The following is a 13,569-nucleotide window of genomic DNA, read 5'->3' as shown; positions in this document are numbered from 1 at the left end:
CGGCTAACCCTTGGGACTCTCCCATGTAGAGTCCCAAGAATAACCAAGCAGTCCGCCGCACACCGCGATGCGGCCAGTTACCCATCCGATGTTCCGTCAATCCGCCAATGCTGCTCAGGTATTGACGTCCAAACCAATCGCCTGCCGGTGTTTCTCCCAGGTGTTATCCAGTTGCATACCTACTCGGGCCGAAATACGGAACACCAAATGAAGACGTTTATCTTCACAAAACTTAAGAATTAATCTTGCCAGGGTATCACCTTAGCAACAGCGATAAACCAAATGCTGCTCCATCCGCAGCATATTGACCCGCGCCAGACCAGAGGATTCGCCGTTTTTTAGTTGGCATGGAATTCGAGGTGACTACATTGAGGCTCAGAAAACCTCGATTCTCAGGACACTTTAATTGCCATGTCACATTAAAAGATTTTACGGAGCAAAATCCTATGCCAACCAAATCGTTTTCCGCACAAAACTCTGTATCCAACTTATCCGCATCGGACGACGGCCAAAGCGCCGCGGACACCTCGGATGCGGGCGCAAGCAACATCAGACCGACGCTCATTTATCGGCCGGGCAGCCGTAATTTCCGCTGCAGGCGTGTTGGCACCAAGCTTACCGGCATCGGTTCAAGCGGCTGTCGGCCGGGGTCATTTTGACGATGACGACTCAGTCCCCGAATCGCTCGGCCAAGACTTCTCAAGAAAATATCAGCGCGATGTTTTCGATACGCTGCATAGCAAGGATTTGCGAAAAAAAGCCTTTAAAGCGCGGCTAAAATCCGCCGAAGCCGAATACCGGATCGATATTCCACCGCAACCCAATAATGGCGACGAACTGCGCTATCCGAACAAAATCGCGATTTCTACAAAAGGCTTGCAACACGATGCCAACGGCCACGTGCTGCCGGATTCCTACGAATCGTTTTTAAAAGCGCTAAAAACCGGCAAACACAAGGATTTTGAAAAAATCAAACTGGGCGGCACCACTAAATTGGCCGGTATCCAGGGGCCTTTGACGGCCAGTCTGGAAGGCATCGCCAATAGCCAGTTGGCCATTCCGGAAGCCGCCCCGCTCGACAGCGCCGAACTGGCCGCGCACCACATCGAAGTGTATTGGCAGGCATTGCTGCGCGATGTGCCTTTCAGCGAATATCGCAACGACACCAATAACGAGTTGGTGTTGGCCGCGGTCGCCGAGTTGAACAGTTTAAAAGCCTTCAATGGACCTAAAATCGATGGCAAAGTCACCCCGGAAACCTTGTTCCGCGGCACCGCGTCCTATGTCGATTACCAGGCCGACCCGTCCGGTAAAAAAGGCAAATATGTCGTGCCCGACGGCAGCTTGGATGGTCCTTACATTTCACAATTTTTATTGCGCCCTATTCCAGCCTGGGGCACCATCGCCAGCCAGGCGCAAACCCGCCCCATTCAAAAAGCCGGCGAGACATTCGGCGCCACCTATGAAGAATGGCTGGCGCTGCGTAACGGCCAAAGCATAGGCAGAAAACATTACCCTGGAAGCGGGGCGCCGCCATATCATCAATGGCCGCGATTTGGCGACCTTGGCACGCGGCAGCGGCCCAACTTATTTGCACGTCCTGCAAATATTGACCTCCGCACCCAATGTCAGTAACCCGTTACTGGGCGGCGTGGGCGCACCATTGAATCCGGCGAATCCTTACAAAAACTCAACCACTCAAGATGCTACCGCTTCGTCCTTCAGCACCGCGTTCATCCAGGGCTTGCTGGCACTGGCCGGCGCTTATACCAACCGGGTGTCTTACTATCAAAACTGGTACGTCAATCGCCGCTTGAGACCGGAAGACTACGGTGGTCTGGTCCACAAAATTCTGGCCGATGGCGCTAATTACCCTATCCATCCCGATATTCTAAATTCGGAGACCGTGGCGCGGATTTACAAGCAATACGGTAGTTATTTGCTGGACAGCGCCAGCAATGTCGGCGCCCCCACCCATCCTGGTTATCCAAGCGGCGCGACCATCAGCGCGGCGACGCCTATTACCCTGTTGAAAACATTCTTCGACGAAAACTATGTGATACCGAATCCGGTCGAGGTCGACCCCAACGATCCAAGCAAACTCAGACCTTACACCGGCTCGGAAAAATTGACCGTGGGCGGCGAGTTGAACAAACTGGTCAACAACATTGGTTTCGGCCGCAACTTTAACAATTTCCATATTCGCGCGGATATTTCCGCTTCGCATAGCCTGGGCGAAGCGCTGGCAATCAGCCTGCTTAGAGATCAGCGTTACACCTACAACGAGCCTTTTGCTGGCTACACATTTACCAAATTCGATGGCAGCAAGGTAACGGTTTAGGTTTTCGGAAACGATGGGGCGTGCGGGTGCTACGGATATTAATGCACCTCTCGCCTCAAGCCTATTAATCCAACCCAGTCTTCGCGGAGTTCCTTTAACGTCGGGTATAGCGATGTTTTACCCCGGCGGGAAAATATTCGGCATCCGCAAAGCTATGTAAGCTAATTATCGGCAGTTGTTTTTCGGCTGGGGTGTAATGGGCAAATTCGCTGTTCAGCCGCAACAACTGCGTACGAATGGAGGCGGCTATCCTCGGCGCCATCGCCGGTTCCGCCACCACACCCGGCAATAATTCCACGGCAATCTGCAGATATTTGTCGCCCTCCGCATTTTCCTGGGTTTGCAGAACAAATTTACCGGTCACCCAAGCCAAGATCTCCGGCTGCTCCAGGCCCACCGTGACGTTTTCCGGATAAATATTAGCGCCGTAGTAGGACACGGTAAAATCGGCGCGGCCGAACACATACACAAAAGGTAAATGGCGGGCTTGATAACTAGCATCCAGGCCTAAATCCTCGACTCCACGCACGCCGTGTTCGCGCAAAAAATCCCAAATTTGTGTGTAGCTAAGCACCCCGCCCTTGTCGGCGATGTGATAGCGCAGCAAAGGCACACTGTTCTCACCGGAGACCACCAAAGTCCCCTCGTGTTCTTCGAAGAAACGGCTATGCGGATCGTATTGCACCAGGGTGGGCAAGCGCGATTCGCCGAACAACGCTCGGGCCGCTTCCGGTCGTTGCGCCAGCCAGCGGCGAATGGCGATGCTAAGCGGCGTTTCGTTACCCAGCACGCCGCCGTCGGCGGTACCGTATAACGATGCGGAATCGAAACAAACCGACTGCGAGCCGATACGCTCGGACAGCAAGCTGCGCCATTCCTCGCTAAACACCTCGCCGGCAAACACCAGTTTGGGTTTGAATTGCGCCCAGTCTATGCCTTCGGCGGCACCGGCATCGATCACATCTTTCACAAACGGCGGATACCCTAGCAACACGGTTTGCTCAAAGTGCGGCGCCAATTCGCGCACCACTCGAAAAATTTCGGCTTTGTTATTACCCGGCGTCGCCACCAGCAAGGGATAGCCCTTCTGCGCCAGATGCCAGCAGCAGGATGTGGTAAACAAGCCGCCCACCCAATTACCCAAGGCAAAACACACCACCGCCAGCGTACTGCGTTTATCGGCCTGAAAACTGTCCTTGAACACCTGCTCGAAGCGCACCGCCACATCCAACTCATATGCCGCCGAACGCGGCCAGAAAGTCGGCACGCCGGTGGAGCCGGACGACACCGCTACCCGGTCCGCCCCACTCAAACTGCCGCCGAAACAACGCGCCGGCAAAGAATAAGTTTGCATGTAATTAACCTTGTTGATTAACGGCAGCTTTTGAAAATCCGCGTAAGTATTAATCTGCCCTGGATCGATTTGCTGGGCTTGCAAAAACTGCCGATAAGCGGGAACCTCAGCCGCACAACGCTGAAATAAAGCCAGCATTTTTTGCTGCGGATTAAGCGCTTGATGCTTGGTAAGCAAGGTATCCAATGGCGTGGCCAGAAAATGTTGAAATGCTGCCGCGGAAGACGTCGTCGGTAAATAGCTCATCGCAAACCACCTGAAAAATGCTGGAAAAACCCTAAAGATATATTCTTGGGCTGAATGTCTGGTAAAAAGTTAACTCTGCACAACACCCTGCCCATACCGATGCAAGCATTGAGATTAGACAAATCATTATCCTACCGCAACGATATGCCGATACCCGAATTAGCTGCCGGCGAAGCTTTGATTGAACTGCGCCTGGCCGGCATCTGCGCCACCGACCTGGAACTGGTGAAGGGTTATGCCGGATTTTCCGGCATCCTCGGCCACGAATTTGTCGGCACGGTAAGCGCCGTTGCCGACGACAAACACCGCGACTGGCTAAACCGGCGCGTGGTGGGTTCCATCAACATCGGCTGCAACGCCTGCGAGGCGTGCCGACGCGACGGCCCCGAGCATTGCCTGAATCGTAAAGTGCTGGGAATACGCGGCAAAGACGGGGTATTTGCCGATTATTTCTGTCTGCCGGTTGCCAACTTGTACGCCGTCCCCGACGCAGTGCCGGACCAAGCCGCCGTGTTTACCGAGCCGCTGGCCGCTGCTTTGCGCGTAGTAAAACAAATAGCCGCACTGCCCATCACCGACGTCGCGGTGGTCGGCCCTGGGCGCTTGGGTTTGTTGATCGCCAAGGTGTTGAATCTGGTCGGCTACCAAGTCACGGTGTTGGGCCGATCAGCGGCCTCTTTAGCATTACCTAAGCAATGGCAACTGGCGACCGGCTTGACTACCGAGGTTGCGGATAATCGTTTCGATTGCGTCGTCGACGCCAGCGGTCAGGCCTCAGGCTTTGCGCAGGCCTTACGCATCGTCAAACCGCGCGGCACCTTGGTGTTGAAAAGCACCTTTGCAGCCAACGCAGCGCTGGATTTAAGCAAAGTGGTGGTTTACGAAATCAACATCATCGGCTCCCGCTGCGGCCCGTTCGCGGACGCATTAGCGCTGCTGACAGAAAACAAGCTACCCGTAGAAACGATGATAGACGGCCAATACCCACTGAGCGATGGACTTGCCGCATTCAATCACGCAGCCCAAGCCGGCGTCAGAAAAATTCTGTTACAGCCTGCACTGCATTCAGATTATTAACCTGCTTGAACTCGCCAGCACCGCCAGCGAGCGCAAGCTTAGAAATCCTTAAGACGCCAGCAGCATATTATCCAAAGTCTTTTTCGCCAGCGCCGCTTGCTCGGCAGGCACGGAGACTTGGTTGACCACATGCCCGGCCGCCAGATTTTCCAGCACCCAACACAAATGCTGCGGGTCAGTGCGGAACATCGTCGAGCACATACTTAAAGTGGGCGCCATGAAATGCACGCTTTTGCCTTGTGCCTTGCATTCCTGATTCAGGCGGTTGACTAGATTCAGCTCGGTCGCTACCAACCAACGGGTATTGGCTTCGGCTTCGCGGACGATTTTCAAAATCATTTCAGTGGAACCAATGTAATCGGATTTTTCGCAGACTTCAAAACAGGCTTCCGGGTGAGATATGACGATGGTTTCCGGGTATTTTTCCTTAAAATTGTCGATTTGCTCCGGCTGGAAGGCCTGATGCACGGAACAATGACCCTTCCAAAGAATAATCTTGGCATCGCGGATTTGCTGTTCGGTCAAACCGCCCTGCGGTTTGTTGAAATCCCAGGTCACCATGTGTTCCAGCGGGATGCCCATCCGGTAGCCGGTGTTGCGACCCAAGTGCTGATCGGGGAAAAACAAAACTTTTTCGCGTTTGGCAAAGCTCCAGTTGAGGATTTTTTCGGCGTTGGAAGAGGTACAGACAATACCGTCATGCTGGCCGCAAAACGCTTTTAAATCGGCGGCGGAATTGATGTAAGTCACCGGGGTGACGGTGTTTTCCACGTCAATCACTTTCGCCAACTCGTCCCAGCATTGTTGGACTTTGACCTTATTGGCCATGTCGGCCATGGAACAACCAGCCGCCAAATCCGGCAAAATCGCGATTTGCTCCGGCCGCGACAAAATATCCGCCACTTCCGCCATGAAATGCACGCCACAAAAGACGATGTATTCGGCTTCCGATTGCGCCGCTTCCCGCGATAATTTCAATGAGTCGCCGAATATATCCGCATGTTTGAATACTTCGTCGCGTTGGTAATGATGGCCCAGAATAATGCAGCGTTTGCCGAGTTTGGCTTTGGCGGCTTCTATGCGCGCGGCACATTCGGCATCATCGAGCAGGGCGTAATCATGTATGGGTAAGGCTGCAGTCATTTTTTAACCTGAAAACAAAAAGCGAGAATTTCGAAAACTTAGGCCCGGCTTTTTACAGCCGGTTCCATGGGTCATGCCGACAAAGCATGATTCAGTAAAGTGAGGCCAATCCAGCCAAAACCAAGGGTGGTGACGACAAAACTCAAAGCGGAATAGATCCGCCATATCGGCTTGGACCAAAAATCCGGATCGAATGCCGCCACCACAAACACGCCGGGATTGGTCAAGCCGCCGATCACGACCAACCAACAAGCGGTGACCGGCAGCGGCACTTTGGCGCCGTAAAAGCCCAGGCAAAACAGCGCCATCAACGCAAAGTCCACATGCGCCCGAATCAGGGTTTTGTAGTCTTTTAAAAACTCGCCGTCTATGCCTTTGATCGGAAACCATTTGGCAAAAGTCATCAGCCATGCGGATAACAAAATGGCGAAGATCATCAAAACGGCGCCTATCAATAATATTTCCATGATTTTTTAGTCTGTGATTGTAAAAATTAGATTGAGGTCCACGCCATTTCATTCACCAGGCCCTTATATCTTCTGGTGTCGTCATTCCCGCCTGAGCGCAAACGACGATATTCCGGGCAGAGAAGCGGGACTCAAACCGGAAAAGTGGGCGCGCAGTTCAATATAAAGCGTGCTGAAGCAAACTCATAGCCCCAGCACCGCTTTGGTTTTGTACATATTGTAAAACCACCGGCACAAACTGGCTGACCATGGACGGATTCATACCCAAAGATTGAAACGATCCGGCTAAATTCGCCAGACTGCCGAGTTGCCCGCCCATTAACCCGCTCGCAGCGCCCAGCAAAGATTGCGAGCCGGAAGTGGAAACCTGTTGCGGTACCGAGGACAAATAGCGGTCCATATCCGGTAGGGCATTGCTCAATTGCGAAAAGTCACCGGGATTCATGCGTTGCTGCGCCACTGAAAAAATTGACCCCACGCCACCCAGCGCTTGCTGCGGGCTGATGCCCAATTGCCCAACCAGAATATCGATTAACCCTAGTTGGTTGGCCTGCCCCACCGCACCGGCGATAGAACCTGCTGCACCATAGACGGCTGGCGACCCGCCCAAGGCAAAAGTCTGATCTGAAACCTGCTGTTGAACCGGTGCGCAAGCGCTGATGACCGCGAGAACACCGACTGCTGTAAAACCTTGCAAAACCTTCATTCTGTCGAACTCCTGAAAAACGCCGAAATACCGGCAAGCCACATCATGGCCGCCAAAACCGGCACTGTAAATCGAAACCTGCCCAGGATACAACCTGGGCTCTTTTATCGCCGCAGGCGGACAGCCGCGGCGTCCTGTGCAAAGACGGCGTGTTATCTACCGATAACCGAGAAACTCCCCGCAAACATTGTGGGTAAAAATCGGCAATTCGCATGAATTCAGTATAATCCTGGCTTTAGCCACAAGAACAATAAAGGTAAAAATATGCTGAATATTCAAAAAACGCTCGAAGATTACTATCTTCGCTTGCAAGCCCATCCTAAATACCTGCATGTGATGACCTTGCCGCTGATGCAACGCTGGGGCGTGTTTATCGGCTTGTTTTTGCTCTCGCAAATCCTGGTATTCGGCAGCCTGTACCTTATTTTTGACAAAGTCGTGGTGATCGGCTTTCTGGCCAGCGTCCTGGCTGGACTGGCTACCGGCATCGGCGCCTTGCCGGCCTTGTTCTTTAAAAATATTTCCGACCGGCTATTCAACGGCTTGCTGGGCGCCGCAGCGGGCGTAATGCTGGCGGCCACCGCGTTTTCGCTACTGGTGCCCGGCTTGGATTACGGTGAGCAAATCTGGCCCGGCAAAGGCTTATGGATAGTATCGGCCGGCATGCTGATCGGCGCGCTGTTTTTACATTTTGCCGACAGCCGATTGCCGCATCTGCATTTTGATTCAGTCAGCGATCATTCCCTGGATTCGCTGCAAAAAATCTCTTTATTCATCATCGCCATCACCATCCATAACTTCCCGGAAGGCATGTCGGTCGGCGTCAGCTTTGGCTCCGGCGATATGAACAATGGCTTGGTGTTGTCTATTGCCATTGCCTTGCAAAATTTGCCGGAAGGCCTGGCAGTCGCCCTGCCCCTAGTCGGCTTGGGTTACAACAAATGGAAAGCCGTCGCCATCGCCACGTTGACAGGCTTGGTGGAACCGGTGGGCGGCCTGTTGGGCATTACCATGGTCACGGTGTTTTCGTCGATATTGCCGATTGCAATGGGGTTTGCAGCCGGTGCGATGTTGTTCGTCATCAGCGAAGAAATCATCCCGGAGACGCACGCCAAAGGTCGCTCGCGCATCGCTACATTTTCATTAATGGCCGGTTTCATCATCATGATGATCCTGGACAAAATACTGACATAAACACAGCCTAAACCAAGTGCGCCACCCAAAAAGCAGCAGCTTTTTGGGTGTTTTATCTTCCGATCAAACTCCTCAGTGCCGAATGGAATACCTAACCGCATTCATCACCCAAATAAGCACCTTAAACTTTACGGAATTGCTCGCGACCGGCGGCACCAGCTTTGCACTGATAGCCGCCGCAGAAATTGGCGATAAAAGCCAACTGGTATGCATGACCCTGGCCTCCAAGCACAGACCGACTCCGGTGTTATTAGGAGCGATTGCCGCGTTCGCGTTGCTGAACACTTTGGCGGTGGTTTTTGGTGCGGCGATTGCGACATGGTTACCGGAATATCTGGTCGCAGCCACCGTCGCCCTGCTGTTTGCCGCATTCGGTCTGCATGCTTTGCTCAACCACGACGAAGACGATGACAACGAAGAAATCGTCGAGAAAAGTGGCCACGGCATTTTCTTTACGACCTTTTTATTGATCACCGTCGCCGAATTTGGCGATAAAACTCAATTGGCTGTCGTGGCATTCAGCAGTACCGCGCAACCGATTGCAGTTTGGCTGGGCTCGACGCTGGCGCTGGCGTTTACGTCCGCACTGGGCGTGCTGGCTGGCCGCACCGTGTTGCAAAAAATCCCCCTGTCCTTGCTGCATAAAGCCAGCGGCGTGTTTTTCCTGATTTTGTCGGCAGTTGCGGCCTATAAAGCCTACGAAAGCTTGCTGGCTGCCGGTTTGCTCCCCCAACTTTAGCCAAATTCCAGACTTGCAGCGATTCATGGCATTTCCCAATTACCGCTGGCTAGACGTTGCGGCAATACTCGGCTTGGCGGGGCTGTATTGCCTGTTAGCCAAAATTGTACTGTCTTATTTCTCAGAGACCGGTAACATCACCCTGGTGTGGTTTTCCGGCGGATTGGGATTGGCCGCCTTATTGCTGCAAGGCCTTTGCTATTGGCCAGGCATATTTCTGGGCGCGTTCGCCGCCGGCTTGATGGTAGACGACTCGCTCCCACTGTCTTTTGCCATTGCAACGGGCAACACACTGGAATCGGTGACAGCCGCCTACCTGCTAAAACACCAACAGCGTTTTTCTTTAGACTTAACCGAGCCAGGCCACTTTATCTGGCTAACCCTGACCGGCGCCGCTTGCTCGTTGATCAGTGCAGGCATTGGCCCTTTGGCTTTACATCAGGCCGGCTTCATACCGCTAGCGGCTATGCCGCAAGCGATTTTACATTGGTGGATGGCGGATGCTTTCGGTATTGTCACGACCACCCCGATATTATTGGTTTGGCGAAATTGGCCAAAGCAATGGTTTGCTGAAAAGCGCGGCCTGGAAGCGTTGCTGCTGATCATTGTTGCCTTGTTCGCCGGCCAAGTAGTATTCCTCGAAGCTTTCCAGCCTGTCTTTGGCAAAATCGCCCGCGGTTACTGGATGTTTCTGTTTGCCATTTGGGCCGCACTCCGTTTCTATCTCCATGGCGTGACCCTGATTTCCGGCTTGATTACCATCCAAGCGCTATTCGGTGCCGCACATCATCTAGGCTTTTTCGGCGACGATTTTGAGAAAAGCGAATTGCTGAATCTTTGGTTTTATATATTGGTACTGTCCTGGACCGGCACCACTTTGGCACTTACTCTGCACAAGCAACCGCTGATTACCTCAGGACTGAGCGATAGCGAAAAACGTTTGAAGGCTATCATCGACTACTCGCCAGTACCCCAGGCCATTTACAACGCCGAAGGCAAGTTCACATTGCTAAATCCGGCTTTCAGCAAAGCTTTCGGTTACACCTTGGAAGACATTAAAACGCTTGACGAATGGTGGCCCAAAGCCTATCCCGACCCCGCCTACCGCCAGAACATTATGGAAACCTGGCTGGAGTTGACTGATAAATCCCGTCGCGTGCAAAGTTTCGAAACCCTCCAAGCGGAAATTCATTGCAAACACGGCGAACGGCGCACGGTGCTCGCCGGTTCGGTATCCCTGGGCGAATCGTATGTCGGAGACAATCTGGCCATTTTGTTCGATATTACCGAGCAACTAAAATCCGAAAAAGCGCTGACCGAATCCCATTTACTGTTGCAGACCATCCTGGAAACCTTACCAATCCGTGTATTCTGGAAAGACCTGAATTCTCGCTATTTGGGCTGTAACGCGCTATTTGCGGGGGATGCCGGACAATCCAGTTCCAGCGATTTAATCGGCAAGGACGACAGTCAACTGAATTGGCGAGATCAAGCCGCAAGTTACCAAGCGGATGATCGCCAGGTGATAACATCGGGGGTAGGCAAACTGGCGTATGAAGAACCCCAAACCACACCTGCCGGCAATACCATTTGGCTACGCACCTCGAAAATACCCTTGCGCAATTCCGATCATGCAATGATCGGCATTTTGGGGATCTACGAAGACATTACCGAAAACAAAGTTCGCGAAGACGCTTTAGCCCAATCGGTTTCCTTGCTAAAGGCTACGCTGGAAGCCACGGCCGACGGCATTTTGGTGGTCAGCCTGCAAGGTCAGATCGTTACTTACAATCAGCGTTTTTTTGAACTGTGGCAGTTGCCCAGCACGGCTGTTGGAGAAGATAAAGACGATATAAAACTTTTGCATTTAGCCGTTAAGCAGCTAAAAAATCCCGATGCGTTTTTCGACAAAGTTCAGGCTCTTTACAATCACCCCGCGGCAGAAAGTTACGATCTGATCGAGTTTACCGATGGCCGGATTTTTGAACGCTATTCCAAGCCACAAAGTATCGCCGACAAAATTGTCGGCCGCGTCTGGAGTTTTCGCGACATCAGTAATCAACATCGTACGGAACAAGCGCTGCAAAAGAAAGAATACTATCAACGCGCATTGCTGGATAACATTCCGCATGCGATTTGGCTAAAAGATACCGATAGCCGCCTGCTGGCCGTCAACCAGGAGTTCGCCAACGTATTTTCCGCCGTCAACCCGGAGGCGCTGGCGGGCAAAAACGATTTCGACATTGCCCCGCCGGAACTGGCCGAAAGCTACGTCGCCGATGACCGGCGCGTGATGGCTTTGCGAGACAAATTGATTGTCGAAGAGGAAATTGTCGATCGCGGCGTGCGCAAATGGTTCGAGACCTATAAAGCGCCTGTAATGGATGAACAAGGTCAGTTACTGGGTACGGTTGGTTTTGCCCGCGACATCAGCGAGTTGCGCAAAACCGAAGAGAACCTGAGGCTGGCGGCCCTGGTTTATCACAACAGCAGTGAAGCGATGATAGTGGTGGATAGCGATAACACCATCCTCAGCGTCAACCCCGCATTTACCAAGATGACTGGGTATACGGAGGCTGAAGTTGTCGGTAAAAATCCCCATATTCTCAGTTCCGGCGAACATGATACGGGGTTTTACCGAGAATTATGGACCACGCTGCAAACGACCGGTGCGTGGCGCGGAGAAATAAAAAATCGCTGTAAGGATGGTCACTTGTTTGTCGAAGAGCTAGCCATCAACACCATTTATGATGCGGAAGGCAAGCCGCTACGCCGGGTCGCCCTGTTTTCCGACATCACTCAGCGTAAACAGTCCGAGGAACAAATTTGGCGACAAGCCAACTTCGACCCGCTCACCGGCCTGCCTAATCGGCGGATGTTCCGTGACCGCCTGGAACTGGAAATCAAAAAAGCCCACCGCATGGGCCAATTGTTTGCACTGTTGTTTATCGACCTGGACCGCTTCAAGGAAATCAACGATACGCTGGGCCACGATATGGGCGACAACTTACTGAAGGAAACCGCGCGGCGTTTACAGACCTGCGTGCGGGAGTCCGATACCGTGGCGCGCTTGGGGGGCGACGAATTCACGATTATCTTGAGCGAGTTGGACTGTATCGAAGTGTCCGAACCGATAGCTAAAAACCTGCTGCAAAAACTCAGTGCACCGTTTAGCTTGGACGGCGAACTGGCTTATGTCTCTGCGAGTATCGGCATCACGTTTTATCCAAACGACAGCACCGACTTAAGCCAATTACAAAAGAATGCCGATCAGGCCATGTACGCTGCTAAAAACCAGGGCCGTAACAACTACCATTTCTTTACCCAAGCCTTACAGGACGCGCTGGAAGCCCGCGCCGCAATGCTCGGCGACTTACGTACCGCGCTGGCCAATACGCAATTTTTGCTGTGCTATCAACCCATCGTCGACTTGCTGAGCGGCGAAGTGCATAAAGCGGAAGCCTTGCTACGCTGGCATCATCCAAAGCGTGGCTTGATTAACCCGGCAGAATTTATACCGCTGGCGGAAGAAACCGGTCTAATCAGAGAAATCGGCGATTGGGTATTCGAAACCGCGGCACGGCAAGTACAAACCTGGCGAACCACTATCCATCCCGAATTTCAAATCAGCGTCAACAAATCGCCGGTACAATTTCAAAGCCCCGAGCATGCCCCTCAAGACTGGTTCAACTATTTGAATCGACTGGGATTGTCTGGCCAAAGTATTGTGGTGGAAATCACCGAAGGCTTGCTGTTGGACGCCAATCTGTCTGTACACAATCATTTGATGGCGTTCCGCGACGCCGGCATGCAAGTCGCTATAGATGACTTCGGCACCGGGTATTCCGCATTGTCTTATCTGAAAAAATTCGACATTGATTATTTGAAAATAGACCAGTCGTTCGTGCGCAATTTAACGGAGGATTCGAACGACTTCGTACTTTGCGAAGCCATCATCGTGATGGCGCATAAATTGGGCTTGAAAGTCATCGCGGAAGGTGTGGAAACCGAGCAGCAACGCGATTTGCTGACCGCTATCGGCTGCGATTACGGTCAGGGTTATCTGTTTGCCAAACCGCTACCGGCGGCATTGTTCGCACAGCAATTCGGTAAATCAGCATAGCGGATTCTCAGCCGTTCCCCGCTGCCAATCCCGTTATTTTTGTTATCACACTCGCTAACGGGCAGGCGGGAGCCCGGTCAATAAAAACGCTGCTATTCGATAGACCGGCTTATACGGAAATGCCGGCCACCGATACATTGGGGGGATTAATAATTCAGCATTATGGCTATTGCAGGCCG

General features: G+C 52.6%; 10 protein-coding genes. 6 read left to right on the top strand and 4 right to left on the bottom strand.

The window, feature by feature from the left end:
* Positions 1-531 precede the first annotated feature (531 nt).
* On the top strand, positions 532-1,635 hold the full coding sequence (locus ACH5Y9_RS02640) for a hypothetical protein (RefSeq protein WP_445368411.1): 1,104 nt from the start codon (positions 532-534) through the stop codon (positions 1,633-1,635).
* Entirely contained in the window at positions 1,610-2,341 is a 732-nt protein-coding gene (locus ACH5Y9_RS02635; protein ID WP_445368410.1) for a hypothetical protein, read from the top strand. The genes ACH5Y9_RS02640 and ACH5Y9_RS02635 overlap by 26 nt, the downstream gene beginning before the upstream one ends.
* A 94-nt stretch (positions 2,342-2,435) precedes the next feature.
* On the opposite strand, the gene ACH5Y9_RS02630 is transcribed toward ACH5Y9_RS02635, so the two are convergent.
* Positions 2,436-3,941 carry a phenylacetate--CoA ligase family protein gene (locus ACH5Y9_RS02630; RefSeq protein ID WP_445368409.1) on the bottom strand — a complete coding sequence of 502 codons (1,506 nt, stop codon included), beginning with the start codon at positions 3,939-3,941 and terminating at the stop codon, positions 2,436-2,438.
* 54 nt (positions 3,942-3,995) lie between these two features.
* Here ACH5Y9_RS02630 and ACH5Y9_RS02625 point away from each other — a divergent pair, with 54 nt between their 5' ends.
* Positions 3,996-5,018, top strand: a complete 1,023-nt coding sequence (locus tag ACH5Y9_RS02625; protein ID WP_445368408.1) for an MDR/zinc-dependent alcohol dehydrogenase-like family protein — start codon at positions 3,996-3,998, stop codon at positions 5,016-5,018.
* Positions 5,019-5,066: 48 nt separating this feature from the next.
* On the opposite strand, the gene nadA is transcribed toward ACH5Y9_RS02625, so the two are convergent.
* The 3 genes from nadA to ACH5Y9_RS02610 all read right to left on the bottom strand — a co-directional run bounded on the left by nadA (position 5,067) and on the right by ACH5Y9_RS02610 (position 7,334).
* The gene (nadA, locus tag ACH5Y9_RS02620; RefSeq protein ID WP_445368407.1) at positions 5,067-6,161 is read right to left on the bottom strand and encodes a quinolinate synthase NadA; all 1,095 of its coding nucleotides are present in this window, start codon (positions 6,159-6,161) and stop codon (positions 5,067-5,069) included.
* Between the two features lie 71 nt (positions 6,162-6,232).
* Positions 6,233-6,628, bottom strand: a complete 396-nt coding sequence (locus ACH5Y9_RS02615) for a hypothetical protein (protein ID WP_445368406.1) — start codon at positions 6,626-6,628, stop codon at positions 6,233-6,235.
* Positions 6,629-6,785: 157 nt separating this feature from the next.
* Positions 6,786-7,334 carry a DUF2780 domain-containing protein gene (locus tag ACH5Y9_RS02610; protein WP_445368405.1) on the bottom strand — a complete coding sequence of 183 codons (549 nt, stop codon included), beginning with the start codon at positions 7,332-7,334 and terminating at the stop codon, positions 6,786-6,788.
* A 264-nt stretch (positions 7,335-7,598) separates the two neighbouring features.
* Here ACH5Y9_RS02610 and ACH5Y9_RS02605 point away from each other — a divergent pair, with 264 nt between their 5' ends.
* The 3 genes from ACH5Y9_RS02605 to ACH5Y9_RS02595 all read left to right on the top strand — a co-directional run bounded on the left by ACH5Y9_RS02605 (position 7,599) and on the right by ACH5Y9_RS02595 (position 13,390).
* Positions 7,599-8,528, top strand: a complete 930-nt coding sequence (locus tag ACH5Y9_RS02605) for a ZIP family metal transporter (protein WP_033155506.1) — start codon at positions 7,599-7,601, stop codon at positions 8,526-8,528.
* An 82-nt stretch (positions 8,529-8,610) separates the two neighbouring features.
* Entirely contained in the window at positions 8,611-9,267 is a 657-nt protein-coding gene (locus tag ACH5Y9_RS02600) for a TMEM165/GDT1 family protein (RefSeq protein WP_445368404.1), read from the top strand.
* A gap of 25 nt (positions 9,268-9,292) precedes the next feature.
* A complete protein-coding gene (locus tag ACH5Y9_RS02595) occupies positions 9,293-13,390 on the top strand; it encodes an EAL domain-containing protein (RefSeq protein ID WP_445368403.1) in 4,098 nt (1,365 codons plus the stop codon).
* The last annotated feature ends 179 nt before the right edge of the window (positions 13,391-13,569 follow it).

The organism is Methylomonas sp. BW4-1, assembly GCF_052474385.1.
Note: the sequence above shows the minus strand (reverse complement) of the source record. Positions and strands in the feature narration are given on the sequence as shown.